At 59.1% G+C, this 24372-nt stretch carries 20 protein-coding genes; 2 read left to right on the forward strand and 18 right to left on the reverse strand.

The window, feature by feature from the left end; all coding sequences use genetic code 11:
- Positions 1-13: 13 nt before the first annotated feature.
- The 18 genes from tssK to tssA all read right to left on the reverse strand — a co-directional run bounded on the left by tssK (position 14) and on the right by tssA (position 23092).
- Complete coding sequence (gene tssK, locus Q0844_RS10065; RefSeq protein ID WP_299044415.1) at positions 14-1354, reverse strand: type VI secretion system baseplate subunit TssK; 1341 nt, start codon at positions 1352-1354, stop codon at positions 14-16.
- A gap of 25 nt (positions 1355-1379) precedes the next feature.
- On the reverse strand, positions 1380-2858 hold the full coding sequence (gene tagH / locus Q0844_RS10070) for a type VI secretion system-associated FHA domain protein TagH (RefSeq protein ID WP_299044416.1): 1479 nt from the start codon (positions 2856-2858) through the stop codon (positions 1380-1382).
- Positions 2859-2867: 9 nt separating this feature from the next.
- Complete coding sequence (locus Q0844_RS10075) at positions 2868-3173, reverse strand: PAAR domain-containing protein (RefSeq protein WP_366522990.1); 306 nt, start codon at positions 3171-3173, stop codon at positions 2868-2870.
- A complete protein-coding gene (locus Q0844_RS10080) occupies positions 3173-3784 on the reverse strand; it encodes a hypothetical protein (RefSeq protein ID WP_299044419.1) in 612 nt (203 codons plus the stop codon). The genes Q0844_RS10075 and Q0844_RS10080 overlap by 1 nt, the downstream gene beginning before the upstream one ends.
- A 31-nt stretch (positions 3785-3815) precedes the next feature.
- Complete coding sequence (gene tssI, locus Q0844_RS10085; RefSeq protein WP_299044421.1) at positions 3816-5939, reverse strand: type VI secretion system tip protein TssI/VgrG; 2124 nt, start codon at positions 5937-5939, stop codon at positions 3816-3818.
- 28 nt (positions 5940-5967) lie between these two features.
- Entirely contained in the window at positions 5968-6267 is a 300-nt protein-coding gene (locus tag Q0844_RS10090) for a hypothetical protein (RefSeq protein WP_299044422.1), read from the reverse strand.
- Positions 6268-10164, reverse strand: coding sequence for a type VI secretion system contractile sheath small subunit (gene tssB, locus Q0844_RS20895; protein ID WP_366522991.1), 3897 nt, complete (start codon positions 10162-10164; stop codon positions 6268-6270).
- Positions 10161-11015, reverse strand: coding sequence for an ion transporter (locus tag Q0844_RS10105; protein ID WP_299044424.1), 855 nt, complete (start codon positions 11013-11015; stop codon positions 10161-10163). The genes tssB (Q0844_RS20895) and Q0844_RS10105 overlap by 4 nt, the downstream gene beginning before the upstream one ends.
- Before the next feature lie 331 nt (positions 11016-11346).
- Positions 11347-12300 (reverse strand): hypothetical protein, encoded by a 954-nt coding sequence (locus tag Q0844_RS10110; protein ID WP_299044426.1) that lies wholly within the window; start codon positions 12298-12300, stop codon positions 11347-11349.
- Positions 12301-12389: 89 nt separating this feature from the next.
- The gene (tssH, locus tag Q0844_RS10115; protein ID WP_299044427.1) at positions 12390-15125 is read right to left on the reverse strand and encodes a type VI secretion system ATPase TssH; all 2736 of its coding nucleotides are present in this window, start codon (positions 15123-15125) and stop codon (positions 12390-12392) included.
- 1 nt (position 15126) lies between these two features.
- A complete protein-coding gene (tssG, locus tag Q0844_RS10120) occupies positions 15127-16173 on the reverse strand; it encodes a type VI secretion system baseplate subunit TssG (protein ID WP_299044429.1) in 1047 nt (348 codons plus the stop codon).
- On the reverse strand, positions 16137-18014 hold the full coding sequence (tssF, locus tag Q0844_RS10125; RefSeq protein WP_299044430.1) for a type VI secretion system baseplate subunit TssF: 1878 nt from the start codon (positions 18012-18014) through the stop codon (positions 16137-16139). Before tssF ends, tssG begins: the two co-directional genes overlap by 37 nt.
- 7 nt (positions 18015-18021) lie before the next feature.
- Positions 18022-18519, reverse strand: coding sequence for a type VI secretion system baseplate subunit TssE (gene tssE, locus Q0844_RS10130; RefSeq protein WP_299044432.1), 498 nt, complete (start codon positions 18517-18519; stop codon positions 18022-18024).
- Complete coding sequence (locus Q0844_RS10135; protein WP_299044434.1) at positions 18512-19315, reverse strand: type VI secretion system accessory protein TagJ; 804 nt, start codon at positions 19313-19315, stop codon at positions 18512-18514. The genes tssE and Q0844_RS10135 overlap by 8 nt, the downstream gene beginning before the upstream one ends.
- Before the next feature lie 87 nt (positions 19316-19402).
- Positions 19403-19924 carry a type VI secretion system tube protein Hcp gene (locus Q0844_RS10140; RefSeq protein ID WP_299044436.1) on the reverse strand — a complete coding sequence of 174 codons (522 nt, stop codon included), beginning with the start codon at positions 19922-19924 and terminating at the stop codon, positions 19403-19405.
- A 46-nt stretch (positions 19925-19970) separates the two neighbouring features.
- Positions 19971-21464: a type VI secretion system contractile sheath large subunit gene (gene tssC, locus Q0844_RS10145; RefSeq protein ID WP_299044438.1), complete on the reverse strand. Its 1494-nt coding sequence runs from the start codon at positions 21462-21464 to the stop codon at positions 19971-19973.
- Positions 21465-21467: 3 nt separating this feature from the next.
- Positions 21468-21983 carry a type VI secretion system contractile sheath small subunit gene (gene tssB, locus Q0844_RS10150; protein WP_299044440.1) on the reverse strand — a complete coding sequence of 172 codons (516 nt, stop codon included), beginning with the start codon at positions 21981-21983 and terminating at the stop codon, positions 21468-21470.
- Positions 21984-22048: 65 nt separating this feature from the next.
- Positions 22049-23092, reverse strand: coding sequence for a type VI secretion system protein TssA (gene tssA, locus Q0844_RS10155; RefSeq protein ID WP_299044441.1), 1044 nt, complete (start codon positions 23090-23092; stop codon positions 22049-22051).
- Between the two features lie 303 nt (positions 23093-23395).
- Here tssA and Q0844_RS10160 point away from each other — a divergent pair, with 303 nt between their 5' ends.
- Together Q0844_RS10160 and Q0844_RS10165 are read left to right on the forward strand one after the other, a co-directional pair.
- Complete coding sequence (locus Q0844_RS10160; RefSeq protein WP_299045278.1) at positions 23396-23740, forward strand: hypothetical protein; 345 nt, start codon at positions 23396-23398, stop codon at positions 23738-23740.
- Positions 23741-24367: a MotA/TolQ/ExbB proton channel family protein gene (locus tag Q0844_RS10165; RefSeq protein WP_299044442.1), complete on the forward strand. Its 627-nt coding sequence runs from the start codon at positions 23741-23743 to the stop codon at positions 24365-24367.
- Positions 24368-24372 lie beyond the last annotated feature (5 nt).

Consider the following 24372-nt stretch of genomic DNA (forward strand, 5'->3'; position numbering starts at 1 on the left):
CTTCGTTATGCGCTCAGCCCTGACGGATCGCCCAGAGTTCCATTTTCAGCCCCGGAAACTCGCCGGAGACATGCACCGCAATCCCGCCCGATGTCGACATCTTACCCCAATGCGGGCTGTCGGCGTCCAGTTCAAAGTAAACCACGCCCGCGTGATACGGGATTTGTCTAGGTGCCACCGGCAGCGGGCGGAGCGGGATGCCGGGAAGCGCCGAGTTGACGAGCTGCCGGATCTCCTCGACCGGTCCGATCTTAGCCTGGTTCTGAAAATGCCGCCGAATGTTTTCAGCAGGAATATCGGCCTGCACGGCCAGCACGAACCCTGCAGTGGACAACAGCTTGCGGTCGGCGATGACACCAACCGAGATACCATATTTCCTTGGATCGAGCGGAATGGAAATTGCTGTTTGTTCAAGGACGGAGGACAGGTATTGGCGCAGCGCCCGGATGACCGGGCTGAAGGTCGCCGTCAGGTTGTCGTGCGCATAGGCTGGAAATTCGGGGGCGGCCTTGTCCGCCGCCATGAACGTGGCGAGTTCGCCGGCCAGCCCTACGCAGAGCCGATAAAAGGATTCCGGGTGCAGGTTTTCGATCTGAGCCACATGCTGTACCACTGGTAGTGAGCGGTTCACGCACATCAGCAACAGGAAATCCGATATCTCGGCGACCCCCTTGGTGGTTCCACCTTCGGACAGTCGCCCCGCCAGCGCAGTTTTTCGGTGGCCCAACAGCCCGTCGAGTTCGCGCACGAAATCCCCGAGCGACCCCGCCGCGCGGCAATCTACGCAAGACGGCACGAAAGCCTTGTCGAGCACGATCTCGCGGTCCGATTTCACCTCGATGATCCGTGCGACGGGGATGCACAGCCGATCTGACAGATCGTCCACCTCAAGCGCAAATTGCAGGCGCAGCTTGCCTACACCCATCGTCACGGTCTTTTTGCCGGTCGACGTGACGTCGGAAATCTCCAGTTCGGCCGGGCGCAGCCGTGCGGCCGACAGTTCGGCGCCAGTCATGTCCACCTCAACCGCACCCTGACGCCGCTGCGGCACTGTCAGATAGACAACGCAATCCTTGATCGTATCCGGCACCTCCAGCGCGGGGGGATGATCCTCGGCGGATGGCACGCGAAAAACGGTGCCATCCTGCGTCAGACCCGAGCAGGACTTGATCGCAAACTGCCCGACCTTGAGCACTTCCTCGTCAATCTCAAGCGCGTTCACACCCCAGGCGTAGGGCGAGATACGGCGTGCGAGACCGGCAACAAGCGCTTCGGTATACCGGTCGGCCTGCTGAAAGTGATGGGGCTGCACAAACAGCCCTTCGGTCCAAAGTACTTTGCTGTCCCAGGACATTAGGCTGTCCCTTTCTTGTTATGGGTCATTTCAGTTTATGCAACTGCTCTTGGTAGGCGCGAGCGAATTCTTGGGCAAATAGCTTGTGGAAGTCGTTTTCAGCCTGATCGGAGATGTCGGAGTACATTTCTTCGTAGATTTCCCAGTATCGGGCCTTCTTGCTTTTCAATAGCCCGCCGAGGCCGCCACCAGAGGTTATCTTGTCTTCGAGAATCGCGGGGTCCAGTCGCGCAAGCACACCTTTGAGTGCGGCTTCCATCCCTGTGATCATCGCGACTTCGTGGGCCTTGATATCCTGCAGGGCCTGCGCCGTAGCTTCGGTGGCATCCAGATACCCCTTTGCCTTTGGCTTGACCATCGCCACGATCGCCTGTTCCGGACTGACAGAGAATTTCAGGGGGTTGTTGCCACCGGCCTGAATCATTGTCTGTTCGATGCGGAACTCTGATTTGATCGAGGTTCGCGTCATCAGAATTTCGCGCATTCCTTCGATCATGATCCGCAGTACGTGCCCCATGCGTGACAGCGTGGATGTTAGATCCTGCTCCTGTATCTCAACCTCGTCCGCCCCGAGCGATTTCAGGAAAGCGCGCGCGGCCGCGTCGGTGGCGGCAGCTGTGGATGACGGATCGGCTGTGGGCTCCGGCGCAGGTGCGGGCGTTGGCGCAGGTGCAGGGGCGGGTGGCTCCGGTGCTCTCGCCTCTTGGCGGGCGTCGCCTCCGAAATCGTCCGGGATAAAGGCCGGGCCACCGCCACCGCCCGCGGCGGGTTTCGCAAACGGGTCCTCCGACACCTCCGCCTGTTCGGGTGAAGATGGGGCCAGCAGATCGTCCCAGTCATCGGGAATGGCGTTGCCTGGCGCTGCGGTGCGCGGTGTCGACATGTGGTCAGACGCAGCGGGGGTGTGCATGCCCGTGCTTGCACCCTGCCCTTCGCTTGGGTCCGGTGCGGGAGGCAGGATATCATCGTCCTCTCCCAAAGGCGGCAGCAATCCGTCATCGCCAGGGTCGGCGCGGTCAACGCTGCCCGGACCGACCGGCCCTTCGCGCCCGCCCAGCAAATCGTCAAGAAAGTCTTCCCCATCTCCCGGTGCGTCAAGTAGGTCGGCAGCGCTGGGGGCTGCGTCGGCGATCCCATGGGACACCGGACCGTCAGCCAGCGGATCGGCGATCTGGTCGCGCTGGTCCGCCGACGTGATTTCCACCAGAATTTCGTATGGACCGACGGACAGGATATCGCCGTTGTTCAGCGGCGTCGGCGTCGCCCCCAGCGGCAGCTTACCATAGTTCAGAAATGTGCCATTGGTCGAAATATCGAGAACGATGACATTACCGTTGTGATCTTCAATCGCGCAGTGACGCTTGGACAAAACGCGGTCTGGATCGGGCAGGACGAGGTCATTGTCGTCGCCGCGCCCGATGGTCAGGCTGGCCCCATGCATGGCAACGGGATCCCCATTGCCGGCAATGCTGCCGGTGGATTGGAATTTCAGAACGACCGGCATGGGGTTGGGTCAGCCTCCTGTCAGCACGGTTGGCATACCGACGATAATAGTACCACCCAGCGAACACAGATCACCGATCCGGGCGGCGGGCATTTTCTGGATCAACACAGTCATTGACCCTTTTGCTATGGGATGGGGAGGAAAATTCGCCACAGGTGGCGCGATCAACCCGGTGCACAGGTCGGTGACCCGCGCCGCCGGCATTTTGCCAACAAGCACGGTTACGGCGCACGGGGGCATGATCGGCAACGGCGCGCCCAGTGTGCAAGGACCGGTATGCATGTCCGCAACACGCGCTTGGGGTGGCCCGGGCATCAGGCGTTCTCCTCATCATCTTCGTCGTCGGTCACGGGTTCGGGCGCGGGTGCGGGCGTAATCGGGTCAATCTTGCCGTTGCCGCCCCGGGCAATATCGACGGCGCGGTCAATCAGCAATTGCAGGTGTTCCAACGGCTCGGCTACCACACCCAGTGTCGTCATGTTCATACCGAACACGCAGCTTGCGACAGCGCCGGGCGGGGCTTCGATCTTTCCCAATTCGCCGGTGCCCAGATTTCCGGGCGCATACAGGGCCGCCGTCGCCGCAAGCGTGGTGTCGTCGTCAGAGTCCGCAATCTCCAGCACTGTCGCCAGTTTCTCACGGTTTGCATCATTGGGCTCAAAAACCCATGCCTCGGCGGCTTTCAGGCAAGGGGTCGGTGCGTCGACGGCGATGTCGCGGGCGGCGACACAGGCCCACCACACGGCCTCGCGCTCCGGCAGGGCTGCCGCAAGCAACCGCATCAGACAGACCCATGCGTTCTTGTCGTCGAGTTCGGCAAGCACCGCTTCGACACTTGCGTTTGCCGGCAGGTCCAGGCGCGTCTCGAGCTTGGTGGCCTTGGCGGCGAGGATGCGCGCCGCCGGTTGCGCGGGGACCTTCTTCATATTTGCAAATCGCTCTGACATCCGCTGCACCCTAGTTGATCATCGTCAAGCCGCCCTTGAGGATTAGCATCGCGTCCCCCTTGACGGTCGACATCGGTGCCTTGGCCTCAAGCATGGCGGTGGCTTGGAGCTTGATCATCAGACCCTTGATCGTAACACCAGTCTGATCAATCGTGATCGAGTTGGACCCCACTTTCATCTCGATTTTCTGCATCGCTTTCTCGGTGATCGATCCCAGGTTCGTCGACAAGGCGTAATCGCCCATTTTGATGGTTTCTTTCTGGCTGCCCATACTCACCTCACGGGTGAGATTGCCCAGCTTGATTGTCTGCTTGTAGTCCCCCTGCGTGACAGTCTGTGTGTAGTTGCCCGTGACCGTCTGGGTGGATTTGCCCTCGATGGTTTCGGTGTGGTCTTTCTTGATCTTGATGGTCTGCGTGCCGTCTTTGACGGTAAAGCTGTGATTGCCGGTGTTCAGCGTCTCGGTCTTGTGGCGGTGAATCGTCTGGGTCAGATCACCGTTGTCCTTGTGCTCTAGGCCGACGGTGACGGTGGCGTTGTTCTTGATCGTCTGGAAATAGTCGCGTTCCGACTGAATGCGGACAAATTCCTCGTTTATCTTGTCTTCGAAAACCAACTCGTTAAACGTGTTTGCGCTTCCTTGTTTCGAGGATCGCGTGACAATTCCGGACTGCGTCTTGTTGGCAGGCAATGCGAAGGGCGGCTTGTTTTCGCCGTTGTAGATCATACCTGTGCATATCGGTTTGTCGGGATCTCCTTCCTCGAACTGGATGACCACTTCGTTGCCAATCCGCGGGACCGAAATCATGCCCCAGTTCTTGCCCGTCCAGGGCATGACACAGCGCACCCAGCAGGTTGTGTTCTCGTCCTTTTGCCCATCGCGGTCCCAGTGGAACTGAACCTTTATGCGGCCGTGTTCATCGGTATAGATCTCCTCCCCCGACGGACCGGTCACCAGGGCTGTTTGCAGGCCCGGGATCTGCGGCCACGGTGTGGTCAGCGGGGCGCGAAACGGTTCTGACTTGGCAATTACGTCAAAGGTGCAGCGGTAAGTGTCTGTGTTGTCTTCGTCGACCGGGACACGGCTATCAAACAGGGGCTTTGAGGTTTCCTTGTCCTCGTAGTCAGTTTCGATCTGGAGCAAGTGCGTGGCCCTGACGACGAGATACTCGGCATTTTCGGAACTGCGCTCATGACCGGACATGGTGAAGGTGCGTCCAACCGCCATCGCACGCACGTTGCACACGCCGCGCAGCAGCCTGTGCCGGACAGCTTCGGCCTCCATGCGGACGCGCGCAAAGGTGTCCGCGCTGGTGGGTGGTCGCACGTGTCCAGGGTAGACGTATTTTTCGTAATTCTTGTGGCTGTGCTTGCCCTTGGGGATCTGCTTGACCTTTTTCTGGTCCGCCCGCGGCTTTTTGAAGTCGTAGTCATTCAGGGTCATCTTGCCAGTACGGACGCCGGTGCTGGCGACCCAATCAAAGATATGGTCCTCGGCGCGACGATAACTTTCTTCCTTGAAGAAGAACTTCAGTGGTTGCGGGGCGTCTACGACAGCGTGCGCGCTGATGCCGTCGGCCAGAACCAGCTTCTGACCTGTATCCGTGTATTCGAAAAAATAATATATCCCCTCTTCTTCCATCAAGCGACTGACAAAAGCGAAATCGGTCTCGGCGTACTGCACGCAGTAATCGCGTTTGACATAAGTGCTTGTCAGCTTGTTGGTGAAGTCTGATGAAAACCCGTAATCGCCGAAGATGTCTGTGATGATGTCGACCACGGATTTGTCCTGGTATATCCGGTTCTCCTCGGACCGGGTCAGGAACCACAGCCACGGACGCAGTTCAGCCACGCAATGGAGCTGGCCCTGGTAAAGGCCGACATATTCCACGGTCACGCAATACCCCGAGAAATGCCGCTTGCGACCGTTCTTGGTTTCCACTTCGATGCTGACATTGCGGCCCAGCACGTCCTGCAGATCTATGTCGTAGTTGGACGACAGAAATTCGACGGTGACCTCGGTCAGCGTGCTCAACCCTTCCACCACCCGGGCGTTCTTGAACTGCATCTCCTGCGTCGGCAGCGGACCTTTCATCGTAATTTGCCGATTTTTGAACTCGAGGTCGGTAGACATCTCGTCGCTCCTTTGATGCTTGTGGCGCTTACGCTTCTGTTTCGATCAGGCAGTCCGTGTCACGCAAACGCGCCACAATGTCCGGGTGAATACCCCAGTATTGAGGCAGGCTAAAACTATCACCTAAAATCCGTTTCGCGGCAAAGACACTTTCGAAGTGTACGCAAAGCACTGGCTTGGGGTATTCGCCATCTGTCAGCAACAACTGGTCGAGATACTGCTCACCCTTGTAAAGGCAAAAGGTTTTCCGTTCGAGCGATATCAGGATGATATCAGGCTCTGCGCCCCCGCCCGGTTCCTCCGGCAGATCGCCTCCCATTGCATTCATCTACAACCCCTCCAGCAGGGCGGCGAGGTCCGCGTCCATGTCGTCGGGCCCCGCATCTTCGCCATTACCGATATCATCGTCGAAACCGGCCAGAAGATCATCAAGGCTTTCGTCACCTTCGTCACCGATTTCAATATCAATATCGAGTGCCACGGTGGCATCCCCGTCACCACCGCGTTGTGTTCTTGGCGCCGGGACTTCAGATGACCAAGGGCCGGTGATTTCGTCCCCACCCAGGGACCGGAAGGACCCAAGACGCACCTCGTTTCGGCCCTTCATCCAGACGACCGGCATGTAACCGCGTGCCAGCGTCAACTGCGCCGGATCGCTGGTCAAATTGCGTTCGGTGCTGGGCAAGGCCACCTGGTCACCGTATCGGTCGGACACATAGTGAAAGGGCAGATCGCCCAAGGACATCAGGCTGCCCAGATCCATCGCCTTGCCGTCCTTTTTGCGTGTCGCTGCCAAGAGCACCGCCACCAGGACAACCGGATTGGCCCACAAAAGTGACCTCAGTCCTTCTTGTGGTGTGAATTCCTCGAACGCAAAGGGCGCAATTGGATCGGACTTGGCCCCGTAGGGTTGCCGCAGCAGGAAACGCGGCGATGCCAGCCCAATGTATGCCGCCTCTGGCAACGCGCGCAGAGTGTCCCACGTCTTGGCCACCAGGGGGTGACGGTCCTCTGCCGCTGTGTCCAGATACCCGGGTGACATCGCCGCAAAAAAGGGCGCATCGACATGCGCCGCCACCAACCCAATCCGCGCTAGCAATTCCGCATGCGGTGGCGTTTCCTCAAAGGTGTAAAGCCCGAACAAGGCGGAAAACCCGCCCGCGCCTTCCTCCGGATCCAGCACATCCGTCAGCAGACGAAAAAGACCGCTCTTCGCAAGGTCTTCCTGCGCAGCAAGATCGGCGGCCAGTTCCTCGGCAGAAACGTCGTAGAGCACGATTTGCAATGTGCTGTCCGTTTCGATCCGCCGGGCGAGTAGGTCAAGAGACCGCCACTGCGCTTCGACCGCCTGGAAATCGGGATGATGCAGGACAAGGCGCATCGCCGAACTCAAAGCCGCGTCAACGGCGGCTTTCATCGCGTCGACCCCAGCGTCCGGGGCCTTGACGATGTGCGGGCCAACGATCCGCGCGATCATATCATCAATGGGGCTTGCCGGTGTTTGCACGCCGCGCGTGTCGCCGATCAGCGCCCGGAAATCGCTGAGTTTCAAATTGGCAGGGACCGAGTTACTCGCCGATTGCTTCGGGATCTGGACGGGTGTGCCATAGGTGCCTGACCACGCCTTGAGGTTTTCGATCGCGCGGTCGGCCATGGAACCGACATTCAGCTGTTGCCGCAACCCCGCAAGCGCGTCGAAGATTTCGACATTGTCATAAAGCTCGTCGGGATGCAGATCATCCAGACCGCCGAGCTTGACATCGATGCCCCCGCCGTCCTTGCCGATGGGCAGACACAGGGTGGTCGCAAAGCCTTCAATCACATCCTCGACCGTGTCCACGTCCAGTTCGATCGGTTTTCGGTCAGCCATCGCGTCGCCAGTTTCCATAAGTCCGCGCGCGGCGCGCCCTGTGAAATCTCCAAAAAATGCTATGCGGAATGTGGGACGATGCAGGCTGTCGCGCTCAGGCCGAAGGGCCGAAAGACTCCCGAACGGCGACTGGGCCGGTGTATTCGGACCCGGCGCGCCACCGGCAGAAGCCTCCGTGTCGCCGAGGTCTTCCAACAGCGTGTCCAGGTCATCAGAGCTTTCTTCGGCGGCCACGGGCTCTGCCTCTTCCAGATCAGACAGCAATGCGTCAAGATCGCCGGTTTGCTCCGGGTCATCTCCGTCCAGATTGGACAACAGCGCGTCGAGATCATTTGACTCCGCGTCTTGCGCGGCGCCGTTTGCCGGTTCGTCTGTCTCTTTCTCCAGATCTGACAGCAGATCATCCAGATCACCCGCTGCTGCATCCACGTCGTCGGCATCCCGGGCAGCAGGCTGTTCCTCTTCGCCACCCGCAAGATCACCCAACAGCGCGCCCAAGTCGCTGTCTGCGGTGCCCTGTTTCTCTGCGGTCACGTCTGGCACGCCCAGATCGCCAAGAATCGAATCGAGATCGGATCCCACTGCCGTGTCGAGGTCGTTGGGGGCTGCCAGATCCGACAGCAAGGCGTCCAGATCGTCCCCCGCCTCAGCGTCCGAGCCAGCTTCGTTATCCGCAGGCTCCGGCATGGTCGCAAGAACGTCAGCGAGGTCATCCTCACCGTCAGGCGTATCCATCACCGTATCAATCTTGCGCAGGATATCTTCGGCGCTCGTCGTATCCTGCTCCGCCTCGAGCGGCGTTTCCAGCTCTCCCAGTATGTCATCCAGGTCGTCACCGGACACGTCAGAGTCCGGAATATTTGTATCAATCGACGCCAGCGCGTCTGAAAGGGCAGCGTCCTCTTCCGCCTTTGCGTCCGGAGCATCAAGCCCACCCAGAATGTCGTCCAGATTGACTGCCTCGTCCGGCGTCGTCGGCGCTGATGTATCGATACCGGCCAGAATATCGTCCAGCGGGTCGTCCCCACCCGCTTTCGGCTCGGATGCGGTGTCGAGGGCGCCAAGTATGTCGTCTAAGGCGTCGGTCTCGTCCGGCTCCGAAGCAACCGGTTCAAGTCCGGCAAGCACATCATTAAGCCCGTCCGTCACTGTCGCGGTCTCCGGTGCGACAGCCGGAATCCCCGACAGGATGTCATCCGCGACATCATCCACCGGGGCTTCGGGCGGGGCATCCAGCGATGCAAGGATATCCTTACTGCGGTCTTCTTCCGGGGCAGAGATGTCCGGCATGTCCAGACCTGCGAGCACGTCATCGAGGGTATCATCCGACACGGATGCTTCTGATGCGGAGGGCATGCTGGCCAGTATGTCCCCGATTGCGTCCTCTTCTGGCGCGTCCGACGGTGCTTCGGGCAAGTCCGACAGAATGTCATCTGTATCATCCTTCGGCGTGGTCACCGCGACCGGCTCAAGTCCGGCAAGGATACCAGATGTGTCATCTTGGGCTGCCGCATCATCATCGACCCGGTCAATACCGGACAAGATGTCCGATACCGCGTCTGCGTCAGTCTCTTCGATCTCCGGTGCGGCGTCGAGGCCGCTCAGCACGTCGTCCACGGTGATATCGGGTTCGGTATCGTCCGGCGCCGCTACGGCAAGATCATCCAGGACCGCGCTGAACGTATCGCCGTCTGCTTCAGCTTCGGGCGGTGCTTCCACACTGGCCAGCACGTCGTCCACAGTGGCGTCAGATGGTGCGTCCTCGGGTGAAGTGGCGGCAAGCGCCGCCAATGTGTCATCCGTGTCTTCGGCCTGCACGGGCGTGTCGGGCAGGGCCGCACGCAAGCTTTCCAATGCCTCTGACACGTCCGATTGCGCCTCTCCCGGCTGTGCCAGTGCTTGTAAGAGTTCAGGTTTCGACAACAGCGTTTCGATAAGCATTTCGGCCCCTGCCTTACCGTCCATATAGGTCATCAGATCGCTCAGCCGCCGACGTGCCTCAAGCAACGGGGCCAGCGCTTCGACCCTGGAGGCAATTGCTTCGGGGCTGAAATCGTCCATGCTTTCAAAGGTCAGATCAACCGACAGGTTGCCTTCACCAGTCAGGGTGTTGGGCACCGCAAACTGCGCCTTGGGTGCCATCGCCTGCATGCGGTCATCGAAATTGTCGGCGTCGATCTCAAGAAAGGCGCGCTGGTCAATGCTTGGCTTCTCCGCCTTGCCAGAGAGATCCGACATCACACCCATCACAAAGGGCAATTGAACCTTTTTTTCGGCACCGTACAGCTCAACATCGTATTCAATCTGCACCCGCGGCGCGCGGTTGCGTGCAATGAATTTCTGTGAGCCACTCATCCCTCGCCTCCCCGGGCCTGGCGTAATTCGTCCCGCAATGCGCGCACCTCGTCCTGAAGGGCCAGCACGTGGGCGTCCACCTGATCGGTCTCTTCCCGCACCAGGGCACGCAGCTTTTCAAATTCGGCCTCGGTGTCAGCCTCCACCGCAGACTGCATCGTGTTGACCAACAGACCGATGAACAGATTGAGCACCGAAAAGGCGGTAATGACAATGAAGGGGACAAAGAAAGCCCAGGCGTTGGGAAACTCCTCCATCACCGGGCGCACAATGCCCATGGACCAGCTTTCCAGCGTCATGATCTGAAACAGCGAATAGAGCGACCGACCCAGTGTGCCGAACCATTCGTCAAAGGCCGCGCCGTACATGATGGTCGCCATCACGCCGAAGACATAGAAAACGATCGAAATCATGATGATGACTGCACCCATGCCGGGCAACGCGTCCAGCAAAGCCTGCACAACCGCGCGCATCTGCGGAATGACCGACAGCAACCGCAACGCCCGGATCACCCGCAGGCCACGCAGGGCCGACAGATTGGCCGTCTGGGGCAACAGGCCGACACCGACGACGAACATGTCGAAAATGTTCCACGAATTGCGGAAGAAACTGAAACCGTAGGCAAAAAGCTTGAGCGCCAGTTCAATCACAAAGATCGCCAGAACGGTCTTGTCGATGATCGCAAGCGTTCCGCCCATAAACGCCTGTACCCGGTCGGACGTGGACAGACCAAGGGTGATGGCGTTGAAGATGATAATTGCCAGAATGGCGTTGTGGACCCAAGGCTGCTCCAAAAATGCCCGTAATCTGCCGCGCAGGGTGTCTGGTGGGGATGCAGCGGTGTTTTCCATGCCCTTGTCCGTTGTCCTAGCAGTGTTGGAGCGGTTCGATCACGTCAGCCTGACCGGCAACCGGCAGGGTCCTTGGTTATCTTACCGCTTCCATCAGTTCATTAAACGTTTTCATAACAACTCTGACCGTCAAATTATTCGTTCTGCTGAACAGTCTTCTTCAAATACTCGATGCTAAGCTGCCTGCCATGCCGCGATCCAAAAAAATGGGCGCTTTAGGTTCATGGTCTTCCGGAACGGTCGAAACATCGTCGCTCCAGTCATTTTCTGTCTGTAAGTCTCCGTGCGTGGTCCTTCCCGTCGCATTGCATGGCCTTTCCAGGTAGCAGACCTAGAGGATTTCACCGGCTGTCTTGAACACCTTGAGTGCAATATCCATGGCTTTCTTGACCTTGTCGGCGTGCGCCTTGAGTGTCTTGAGATCAAGCTTGCCTTTAGTGTCCTTAGCCATCTGCAAAGCCTGGTCAGCAAATTTACGGCCATTCTGTTCAGTTGTGTTGAACTCGATGATCTGCACGATCATGTCGTTGATCTGTTTTTCCTGCTTCGACGTGACTGGAACGCCCTTGTCCTTGAGTTGAAGAAGCTTCTCCAGCTTGCCCGCCATGCCCGATGCCTTCTGCCGGGTTGCCGTCAGCTTGATCTTGTACTCCTTGACAGTGTCCTCGACCTTCTTGATGTGGCTTTGGCCCGCTTTTCCGCTCTTGGTTTCCTTGGACAGTTTCTCGACTGCCTTCATCACCTGTTCGCGCACTTTGGATTCGCTGGCCAGCGCCTTCTGAACCTCCTTGGCGATGTCATAGATCGACTTGGCGATCTTGTAGTACTCGTCTACCTTGGCCCCCGCACTTGAGACGAGCGCGGCGATGCCCTTACCGATCTTGATCACGCCCCACGACACGTTGGCGACGATCTTGATCTTGTACTTGGTGTAATCCTTGTTCTCTTTCTTGATCTTCTCCCACGACGCCTTGATCCGGTTCTGCGCTTCTTTCTCGAGGTTGCCGACCAGTTTTTTCAGCTCGTCGTTGACAAGCTTCGCAAGCTTTTCGACCTCCTTCTTGTCGGTCATGCCTTCAAGCTGTTTGTCGTATTTCTGGATCGCAGGATTGATCGCTATCTTCCGGTAATCGTTCAGATACTTGAACACCGGCTCCATAATCCGCGCCAACAGCGACGGATCGGTTTCCTTACCGGAAACCTTCAGCGTGATCGTGCCGTTGGGCACTTCAAGGTTTTTTGCGCTGACTGTGATCAGGTCGAACGTCTGGTTCAATTCGCCCATGGTGATCTCCTCCTGGTTTTCGTATTCACCTGCTCCACCTCATTCGAGCAGGCATCCGGGCCAACCGGCGGGCGCCGTTACCGCACCCCTCAGCCGAAACTGTAGACGAAATCCTTGTCCGCCACATCAATGGCGACCTTTTCGATTGTATCGCCCTCCATCATCCTGTGCAGGAATTCGGCCGAAATGTCCGGCAGCATGGTATTGGTCACAATGGCATCGATCATCCGCCCACCGCTCTCCAACTCCTGACAGCGGTTTACGATTTCGTCGACAACCGCGTCCGAATACTCGAACGGCACGCCATGCGCTTCGGTCACCCGTTTCTTGATCCGGCCAAGCTGCAACTTGGTAATCTCGGCGATCATATGCGGGCTGAGCGGGTAGTAGGGGATGGTGACCAACCGCCCGAGCAGCGCAGGTGGAAACACCTTGAGCAACGGGTCGCGCAGCGCCTTGCCCATGCCTTCGGGGTCGGGCATCAGTTCCGGATCCGCACACAGGTCCATAATCAGGTCCGTGCCTGCGTTCGAGGTGAGCAGGATCAGCGTATTCTTGAAATCGATGGTCCGGCCTTCTCCATCCTCCATCACGCCCTTGTCGAAGACCTGAAAAAAGATCTCGTGCACGTCGGGGTGCGCCTTCTCCACCTCGTCCAGCAACACTACGGAATAGGGCTTTCGCCGCACTGCCTCCGTCAGCACTCCGCCTTCTCCGTATCCCACATAACCCGGAGGCGCACCCTTCAACGAACTGACAGTATGTGCCTCCTGATATTCAGACATGTTGATCGTGATGACGTTCTGTTCACCGCCGTACAGCACCTCTGCTAGCGCCAGCGCGGTTTCGGTCTTGCCGACCCCGGACGTGCCGGCCAGCATGAACACACCGATGGGTTTCGAAGGATTGTCCAGCCCGGCCCGGCTTGTCTGAATCCGCTTGGCAATCATCTTCATCGCGTGATCCTGTCCGATCACCCGCTTGGCGAGATGCTCTTCGAGATTGAGGATCGTTTCGATTTCGTCCTTCAGCATGCGCCCCACGGGAATGCCGGTCCAGTCGCCCACGACGCTGGCCACCGCCTGATGATCAACAATTGGCAGGATAAGGGGGCTGTCGCCCTGCAGCGCTTCCAGCTCTGCATTCTTTGCCTTCAACTTTTCTATGACCGCGGCACGATCCGCTTCGCTCATCGGGTCCAGCGCGCTCTCGGTTTCGGCTGCCTCCGTCGCGGCCTCGCCTTCCAGCGTTTCGGTCTCGTCCACCGGCTGACCCGCTTCACGTACCTGCGCCCGCAGATCGATGATTTCCGTCACCAGAGCCTTCTCGGCGTCCCAGTTTTTGGTCAACTCTTCCAAACGCGCCTGTTCGGCGTCCTTCTCTGCAGTCACTGTAACGCGGCGCTCGGCCACATCATATCCGGCGTTCTCGTCCCGGCCGATAATCTCAAGCTCGGTGGTCAGGGCTTCGATCCGGCGTTGGCTGTCATCGACCTGCGCTGGAACCGCATGCTGGCTGACCGCGACCCGCGCACAGGCCGTGTCTAGCAGGCTCACAGATTTGTCCGGCAGTTGCCGCGCGGGTATATACCGCGCCGACAGTGTCACCGCCGCTTCGATCCCTTCATCCAGCACCTGCACCTGATGGTGTTTCTCCAACATCGCCGCAATGCCGCGCATCATCAGGATGGCCTTGGGAATGTCGGGTTCTTCTACGTGCACAACCTGGAAGCGGCGGGTCAGGGCCGGGTCCTTCTCGATGTACTTCTTGTACTCGGCCCATGTGGTTGCACCGATGGTGCGCAGCGTGCCGCGCGCCAGCGCAGGTTTCAGCAGGTTCGCCGCGTCGCCCGTACCGGCAGCACCGCCTGCCCCGACCAACGTGTGGGTTTCGTCCACGAACATCACAATCGGCGTGGTCGAGGCCTGCACTTCGTCGATGACCTGACGCAGCCGGTTCTCGAACTCGCCCTTCATGGACGCCCCGGCTTGCAAAAGGCCCACGTCCAGCACCAGCAGTCGCACGTTTTGCAACGCAGGCGGCACATCGCCGCGCGCGATCCGCAAGGCAAACCCTTCGACCACGGCAGTCTTGCCGACGCCCGCCTCGCCGGTCAGGATCGGGTTATTCTGGCGGCGGCGCATCAGCACGTCGACAATCTGCCGGATCTCCTCGTCACGACCCACGATGGGGTCGATCTCGCCATTTCGGGCCTGTTCCGTCAGATCGGTGCAGAATTGGCTCAACGCCTCTTCCCCACCCATCGCCGCAGGCTTCATTGCGCCCGATGCTTCGCCGGGGTCTGCACCACCACCGGTCACGGACCCATCCTGAGGTTTCATCGCGTCTTCGGGCGAACCATCCGTGATCGTATGGAAATCATCGGCCAAATCATCGGGCTTGATCGACGCAAGCGTCGGCGAAATGCCAGTTAGTATGTTCTTGAGGTTGGGCGTCTCCAGCATTCCCAGGATCAGATGCCCGGTGCGCACCTGGTTCGAGGAATAGAGCAGCGATCCCCAGACCCAGGCCCGCTCCATTGCGTCTTCAAGATGGCTCGACAAGTCGCTCACCGATGAAGCGCCGCGGGGCAATGCATCCAGCGCCGCCGTCATCTCGGTGGCGATTTTTCCCGCATCCAGATCGAAATGCTTGATGACCCGGTGCACGTCGCTGTCCTGATTGTTCAGGATCTGGTGCAGCCAGTGCACAACTTCCACATAAGGGTTTCCACGCATCTTGCAGAACACCGTAGCGCCCTCGATAGCTTTGTACCCAAGGCTGTTCAGCTTGCCAAAAAGCGCAACGCGACTGATTTCGGTCATCTCATGTCCCTTCCCTCGCGGCGGCACCCGATACCTGGGCACCGGGCACCAGGTACAGATCATCCGCATCCTTGTCTGATTTTGCTGTCCCGATCCAACTTGTCTGGCCCAGCCGCATTGTGTGCCCAAGCTGAGCCTTTGGGATCTCGTCGTGGCGCAACACAAGGTTCACGTCCCAATCCAGAGCATCGCCGACGTAGTTCCGAACAATCGCGCGCAGTCGTGGCAGTGACCCGCCGCCGGGCAACAGGCGTTCATAGTCGCGCAGGCTCAGCGGCCCGATCTTCAAACGGAATTTGGCCGAGCGGGTCCAGACCCGTTCGCCGATGGACGTGGTCCGCCCCAGTGTGGCGGGCGCTCCCATGCGCCAACAATCGCCAGGCTCCAGTTCCAGCCAGCACCCAACAAATTCCTGAACCCGCACGTTGGTGCCGAAAAAGCTCGATACGATGGACTTCAGGCCCTCAGCATTTCGTGGTCCCTGCGACAGCAGCCCTGCAAAGTGACGTTTGGCCAGATCGGGCAAGTCGTCCCTGCCGCGCAGATGCGTCCCGTGATATCCGGCGATGGCCGCGATCTTGCGCTCGATCCCGTCATTGTCGCCACGGTCAAAGCTGGGCGCGGGCTGGCCCGAACGCCAAGCGCGATAAAGCAGCGTCATCAGACGGTGGGTGAGGACATTTGCAAATTCCACAAATGTCGGATCACGGTGGTGCCGGAGTCTTGCGCGGGCAAACTCGGTGAGATGCAGCGGCAGCGGGCCCATCGGACCGAACAGGCCAAAGAAACGGTTTGTGAGGCGTCCCGGTTTTTCGCCCTTGGGCGGCTCGAACCCGGCAATGGTGGAGGGGGGGAAACTCAACCCCGCCTCTTGCCCGAACCGCACCTTGTCCTGCCGGGGGCGCCGGGCATCACCGATACGCGGAGCTTCAGGAAACGCCGCTTCCAGCACGCGGAAAGCATGGAAGATGTGGTGTTTTTCCGGGGTTTTGCTCAGCCGCTCGAGATGCGTCAGAGAATCCGCCCCAGACCGGTTTCCGGGCGCCATCGGGCGATCTCCCCGCGTTGCTGGGTGACTAGCACCGTTTCTGTAAAACTGTTGATGGACACGTATTTCCGGAAAAACCGTTCCAGAACCGCCCCCATCAGATAAACGCTCGTTCCCTCGAAAAAACTTTCGTCGAAGGTCAATGAAATTTCCAGGCCGCGAACCGCCGTCGAAAGCACGTCGTCTGCCATGCGGCGCACAATTGGACGGGTCGAGACGGCAACCAGCCCTTCAAGCTGTTTTTCGAGGACCTTGTTGCCCGCCGGTGCATAGATCCCGATCAATTCGCGCAGGGCCGCGGCGCCGTCTTGAGACTGATCTTCGGCGATCGAAATGTAGTTAAGGCTCAGATGCGAAATCAGACGCCAGGCAGTGTCGCCTTGTGCCAACGATGGACGTGGGCGCGTTGGACTGACTGGCGTGCTGATGTGCAGCACGGGGCCGCCCTCCGGCAGATAGAACACATCGCGCGCGCCGGTTGGTAGCAGCAGCGGCAAGTCGCGGTTCGTCACCATCGCCTGAACCGCCAACTGGTCCAGGTTGGGCCCGTAGGGCGCCTGATTGCTGTCGACGAGCGCCACGTACAGCTCGGACCCCAGATAGGACGTGCGCACGCCTTTCAGGCGTTCGCGTTCCGCGCGCTGACGCATCTTGCGCGATTGCGTGTAATAGGATGTGTGAGGATCGCCCGCCGCGGTCAGGTCATTTGAGGAGTAAAAGGGCCGAAACGGAACATCCTTTTCCCCGTCCGACGCGATACCCGTCACGTTGTCCAACGCGAAAATCTCGAAATCCAGCGGCGCTGTACGGTCCGCGACAACGTGCTGCTCCACATCCGCCGTCGACACGTGGACCCGGTCACAGCGCTTGCTGAACAGGTTGATCGCTGGCGTTGCGTGCAGGGTAAAGGCCTCCGCGGTGACCCCGGCCGAAATGGTGCTGTTGCCTTCGCGCAGCAAAATATAGATATCAACGTCGTGGCTTTCGGCGCGTCCCAGTGCCATGGAAAGCCCCTGCAATTCCACGAAATGGAAGCGCTCAGGCATCGCGAAGTATTCCTGCAACAACCGGTACCCGTCAAAGGACCGCTGCGGGGTTGGTAACAACGCATCCGATGGGTCGTAGCCGCGCGGAACCACCCTGCCGTTCGGCAGCATGGTGATCCAGTCGCTGCGGCGATCCGTTGATCGACCGACAAGACCGGTGACCTGCGCGCACAAAAGCTCGTGCAATTCCCAGTTCTTGCCCTCCCGTCCGTTCAGAAACAGCGTAAGGTTGTCAAGCGACAGTTCTGAGATCGGCAACTGCCCATGCCGCGACAAGCGCAGACGGATGCCCGCCCGCGCGTCGGTGTCCCGCGACACGCCCGCAGCCACCAGCTCGCCGCGGCTATCGATGTATTCGGCTTCGGTGATCGTGATCGGCCACAGGGTCACGTCCTGCGCGGTTCGAAAGATGCAGGACGTGGTGTCGTCATCTCGCAATGTGCTGCGCAACTCGGAATGCCGCGGCACCAGATGACCATCCTCCAGCGCGGCATTTTCCATGTCCGGCTCAAGGGCCGCGACCATCATCGAAGGGATCGGCGCCAGGTAGTGGGGATAAACGATCTCCAGCAGGTGCGCGGTCAGGTTCGGATACTGCAGCTCCAGTTCCAGCTGGACACGAGCCGACAGGAAAGCGACCCCCTCCAGCAGTCGCTCTACGTAGGGGTCGACCACCTCGACCCCGTCCATGCCCAACCGCGCCGCGATCTTGGGATAGGCCTGCGCGAACTCGGCGCCCATGTCGCGCATGTACGCCAGTTCGCCTTCGTAGTGTTTCAGCAGACGCGTATCCATGCGACCCTCAGGCGATCCTTTCCAACTGCAACTCGCCAGTGGTCACATCCACCTCACTGCGCAGATACAGTTCCATCGGCATCGGCTGGGCCCACATATCGGCGTGAATGTCAAAAGTGACGATACTCTCGCGGTTGCCCTGCCCCACCCGGATCTGGACATCGACAGACCCCGGATGAATGCGCGGCTCAAACACCTGGATGGCGCGGACAATTGACTTACGGATCAATTCGGCCCGCTCCGCGGTCGAGTAATCTCCCGCCACCTCGCGGATACCAAAATTCAGCACTGATGTGCTTGCATTGGGATAACGGGCGGAATCAATCATGTTGGCATTGTCGGCCGTATTCAGCAGCCAGACCAGATCGCGCTGAATAATATCGCGCAATTGCCGGATATCGATCACCCGATCTTCGCGGCGCTCGGATGGCTCGGACGGCTCATGGTCCGTAAGACGATCCAGAAGGGACGGTTGCAGCCGCTCCGCAAGCGTTCGATCAGACATCCGCTCCTCCGGTATCCATCTCGAGCAGGCGCAAGTCCATGATGGCCGTGTCGCCCAGATCGGTGGTCAGCAGGCGTTGGCCCGACCCAGCAAAGGTGTCCGACCCAAGATCAATCCAATTGGTTGCGCGGGCCAGTTTTTCGGCGGTGTCACCACCGGCCACTGTCCCGGCATAGCGTGTCGGGATCAGCGCCACCATGTCGCCACCATTGACCAGCGTCAGGGTGCAGGGTGTCCAAACCGTATCACGCAGATCTGTAGGTTCCTCGAATTCCACCTTCGCAATCGCGGTGAAAGGCATCCAGTAATACTTGCCGTTGATGATGATTTCGAGCAGCGGGCCCAGACGCATGTCGGCATCCGCGATCCACTCAAAGGGTTGTCCGTCGATCCGACCCATGGCCGCCGGAGCCAAATCAAAGGCTCTGGCTCGGGTCTCGGCCGCTTCTGCGTGCTTTCCCGCAGCATTAGCCCGTAGCGCCTCGACCATCAGCGCAATCCATTCTTGCGGTTCGCCGAAAATCAGCGGGTCTTTCTCACCCGCAAACACCTTTTCCCGGTAAACTTCGCAGACAATCCCCTCGCGGTAGGTTTGGGCCATCGGGGTCGCCATCGCATCCAGCTCGGCCGACACTTTGAGTTGCGCAATTGCGCGGCTCCAGTCCCCTCGGATACACAGCAACTGAAACAGGAAGATGCGCAACGGCGCGTCAGCCGCATGAGCGCGTACCGCATCCTGCAATGCGGCCAGGGCGCCGTCGAGGTCTCCGGCCTTGAGAAGGGCTTCGGCTTGCACAACTTTTCTCCTGTGTCGCGGGACACATCAGTTGACAGGCCCCAAAAACGAGGCCTGCCACGCATTTCCGATCGTTCCGTCGTACGGTTACTTGACGGCCAGGTTGGCCTGGTTGAGCACGCGGCTCCACTCTGCGGACTTGGGCTTGTCTGCTGTCCCGTCGGATTTTTGCTGCGTGTACGTCACTTTCATCGCGCCGTACTGCATGACGACAGTTTCTTCGCAAATGTCGTCACCATCCGAACCGGACCAGCTGATGTCCTGAATCATCACCAATTTGAACTCCCACTTCAGAAAGGTCAGACCGGACTTGCCAGCAGTACCGCCCGCGCGACGCAACTCTATGACCATGTCGTCAAAGTGGTTGCCTTCGCAAAGCTTGGCGAACATCGCGCACGACGCCGTGTCTGTTTTCTTGGTGATAGTCAGTTCCTTGAATGTCGCTTTGCCGGCGCCACCGCCGGACGAAATCGAACCGATGTTGATGTTGTTCTCGGCGCCAATTTCAAAGCTCAGAATTTCGAAGGCTTTCTTGGCCTTCATGTCCTTGTCTTGGGTTTCGCCCGACACGTCGGTACCTGTGAAATAGCAGAATGCGTCAAAAGCCATGGGTTAAATATCCTTTCTTGGCTGGGGCTGGTTTAGATGAGGGATGTTAGCCCTTTTCCGTGGGTAGTTTTGAGACGAGCCGCAATGAGACCGACAAGCCCTCCAGTTGGTAATGTGGACGGAGGAAAAACTTCGACGTGTAATAGCCCGGGTTGCCCTCGACATCTTCCACGACAACCTCCGCCGCGGCGAGCGGCTGGCGGGCCTTCACCTCTTCGGGCGATGACTCCGAGTTCAGATCGACATATTGATTGATCCAGTCCTGCAGCCACGCCTGCATGTCGTCGCGACTTTTGTACGACCCGACTTTGTCTCGCACGATGCACTTCAGGTAATGGGCGAACCGGCAGGTGGCGAACAGATACGGCAGACGCGCGGCAAGATTGGCATTTGCCGTGGCATCGTCATCGTCGTATTCGGCGGGCTTGTGCAGTGACTGTGCACCGATAAAGGCAGCAACGTCCGAATTCTTGCGGTGGATAAGGGGCATCATGCCGTTCTTGGCAAGTTCCGCTTCACGCCGATCCGAAATGGCAATTTCGGTTGGGCACTTCTGATCGACACCGCCATCATCCGTTGGGAACGTGTGACTTGGCAGGTTTTCGACCGCACCACCGGATTCGATCCCGCGGATACGCGAACACCAGCCATATTCTTTGAACGACCGGTTGATGTTGACGGCCATGGCATAGGCGGCGTTCACCCAGCCATACTTGCTGCTGTCAGCGCCCTCCGTGTCCTCCTCAAAGGCAAAGGCTTCGACCGGGTCGGTTTTCGATCCATAGGGCAGACGGCCCAGGAACCGAGGCATCGCCAGACCTACATATTTGGAATCCTCGGACTCTCGCAGGCTGCGCCACGCGGCGTATTCCGGGGTCTGAAAGATCTTGGTAAGGTCGCGCGGGTTGGCCAGCTCGGACCAGCTGTCCATCTGGAACAGCTCCGGCTTGGCGCCGGTGATCAGGGGTGCGTGTGCGGCGGCCGCGATCTTGGCCATCTCGCCCAGCAGTTCCACGTCCGGCGGGGAATGGTCGAAATGGTAATCAGCTACGATGCTGCCATAGGGCTCGCCGCCGAACTGCCCGAATTCCTCTTCGTAGAACTTCTTGAACAGCGGCGACTGATCCCAAGCCGTTCCTTTGAACTTGCGCAGCGTCTTGTGCGCCTCTTTCTTCGAGATGTTCATCACGCGGATCTTGAGCATCTCGTCGGTCTCGGTGTTGTTCACAAGATAGTGCAGACCGCGCCAGGCGCTTTCGAGTTGCTGGCAATCCTCGTGGTGCAGGATCAGGTTCACTTGCTCCGTCAGCTTCTTGTCGATCTGTGCCACGATGCTTTCAATCGTGCGTAGCGCGTCGTCGCTGACAAGCGTTGCATTGGCAAGGGCCTGTTCGGCCAGCGTTTTGACCGCCTGTTCAACAGCGGTCTTCGCTTGGTCGGACTTAGGGCGGAATTCCTTTTTCAGCAGGTTCTCGAAATCCGAGGACCCGAATGCGGTGGCTTCGGCTCCACCGGCTGCTTCTGTTTCTGCTTCGGCCATATCTTACTCCTGATCTTCGCTGTCAGATTTGGGGGCGGGTTGGGCGGCAAGCGTCTTCAGCAGCGCGGGATCCTGCGTGATCTTGGCGATCAGATCCTCGGCGCCGGATTTGCCGTCCATATACGTCATAAGGTTGGACAGCTGTGTGCGCGCATCCAGCAACTCTTTCAGCGGCTCGACCTTGGCCGCGATAGCCGCCGGGCTGAAATCGTCCATCGACTCGAACGTGATATCTACGGCCATGTTACCTTCACCGGTAAGCGTGTTGGGAACGGTAAAGGCCGCGCGCGGCGCCATTGACTTCATCCGGTCGTCGAAATTGTCCACGTCGATCTCAAGGAATTTGCGGTCCGCAACACCGGGCTGCTCGACCTCGGACTTGCCGGCAAGATCGGACATAACACCCATGACAAAGGGCAACTGGACCTTCTTCTCGGCACCATAAAGTTCAACATCGTATTCGATCTGGACCCGAGGCGCGCGATTGCGCGCGATAAACTTTTGTGAACTGCCAGCCATGCGTGCTGCCTCCTTCAACCTGTAGATTTGTTCTGTGCGACCACGGAATTGCGGCCATTTTGTGTTCAGTATTCTTGTTCTTCTTCTGCGATCCCACCAATCAGATTTACATTTTCAATACCGCTCGGGGCCATATCCTTGACGATACTGAGAAAATCCGCACCCACGAGCTTTTTGGCCCGTAGCAGCAGCAGTGGCACGGGGCTCGACGGCTCCGTCCGCTCGTAATAGGCAATGATGCGATCAATAGCGTTCTGCACATCCGTAGTCGAGTTGATCGCACCGACGCCCCCACCGCCCGCGGCCACAGGAGCGGGCCGCGGGCTGGCTGCGCCATCCGCATCCGACGCATCGGCTTTCGCGTCCACTACGCCTTCTGGCTTTCCCAACGCCCCGGACAGCCGACCGTTCGCCTGCTTGAGAAGTTTGATCAGCGGGTCCAAATCTGGGCCCACCCCAGGCGTTTCTGCATCGAACTTGGCGCTGATGGCAAGAACGTCAGCGTAAGTGGCAGACACCGCCTCGGCAATCGCCCGCAACGCGTCCGCGTCCGTGTCCTGGAATGCCGCCGCAACCTGGGCCTGATCGGGCACGGTTTCCATATCTGCGGGGGGTGTGATCTCACCGTCAGCAACTGCGATATCACGCAGCGAAATCATTCCGAATGTTCGGCTTTTGGTCAGGGGCGCACGACGCACACCACGCAGAATGCGCGCAGGATCTGTCAGCGCCAGCACCGCGTTCACACGCATGGTTGGATCGCCGTCATCCTCGTCCAGTTGCGGATGGCACGTGTCCCAGTGCTGGTCCAGGCACCCCGCCACGTATGCAATCGCCTTCGCAAAGCCGGGAAAACCGTTCAGGCGCAGCTGCGCCTCGGCCATAAAAATGCCCGCCCGCAAATCGTGGCTGCTCTCCATGACGTTGGCAGCCTTGGCCGCCACGTCCTTGTAATCAGGGTCCGCGGCGGCGATGATCTCCTCGCCGACCTGACGTTCCTCGCCCGGCTGCGCCGCGATTTCCAACTCGGTAAAGACCGGGTCGTATTCGAGGTCGGCACCGCTTGGAGCATCTTCTCCATGGCTTTGAAGAAGCACGTCTAAATCCATGTTCCCCCCTGCGGGATAGTGCTTGGTTTTATGCTCGACGATCTCCGCCGCCATTAGATAACACGCAGACTACCACAGATATTCGATATGGCTAGCGAAACCAAACGCCTGGCGATCTGAGGCAGTGCGCCTGACACACTCCTTGACCGGGCTGCCCGATTTCCGTTTCATCGGCACAAATGTCAAAAGGACAGCCCCATGCCCCGCATCCTTACCCGTCAAATTTTTTCTATCTTTACGTGCATCTGCACATCAACCCTGCCCGCTCTCGCGCCGCAGACTGCGCATGCACAGGACAACCAGATGGTGGTTGAACTCAACAAATTCGACGCATCCGAAAATGGCGGCTGCAGGGCGTTCTTTTTGTTCCGCAACCAAAGCGGCAAAGCGTTCGAGGGATTCGAAATGTCCTTGGCGATTCTCGACCAGCAGGGCGTAATCGACCGATTGCTGAACGTCGATGCAGCACCGCTGCCCGTAGCACGCACTACGCTCAAGCTCTTTGAGATTCCCGAAATCGCTTGCACCGACATCTCGGAAATCCTGCTGCACGCCATCGACACCTGCAAACCGCAGAACGAAGACAACACCGATTGCTTTCCGCTGGTGTCGCTGGTCAGCCGTACCTCCGCGCCGTTGGTGAAGTAAATGAATGCGCTGCTGGCCACAACGGGTACCGGCGGGCCCGTCATCCTGATCCTAGCGATGCTGTCGCTTCTATCGATTGCACTGATCATCGCAAAATCCATTCAGTTGGCCCGCGTCCGCTCTGGGCAGGCGGCCCGTGACGCCGCTCTGTCCCGCTGGGCCAACGGCGACAAGGAAGCGGCCAGCACCCAGCTTGCCACCGGCAAGGCGCCCGCCGACCGGGTGGCGCATTACGCGCTAGATGCGACGATCAAACGGATGCCCCGCAAACCACTGGAAGCGGAACTGATGCGCCGGGGCAATGCCGAAGTCGAGACCATGTCGCGGCACATCCGCATTCTGGAACTGGTCGCGATGGTATCGCCACTTCTGGGCCTGCTGGGCACCGTTCTAGGGATGATCCAGTCCTTTCAGGAACTCGAACTCGCCCAGGGGGCGGCCAATGCCAGTGTACTTGCGGGCGGCATCTGGCAGGCGCTTCTGACCACTGCGGCCGGGCTTGTCGTGGCGATCCCCGCCGCGATCGGCGCAACGCTGCTGTCAACCCGCGTCGACGGGGCAGCCCACGACATCGAATCCACCGTCGGCCAGTTCTTCCTGCTCGAAGACACCGGTACCAAACCGTGAGTCTC

Source organism: uncultured Tateyamaria sp. (assembly GCF_947503465.1).
GTDB lineage: Bacteria > Pseudomonadota > Alphaproteobacteria > Rhodobacterales > Rhodobacteraceae > Tateyamaria.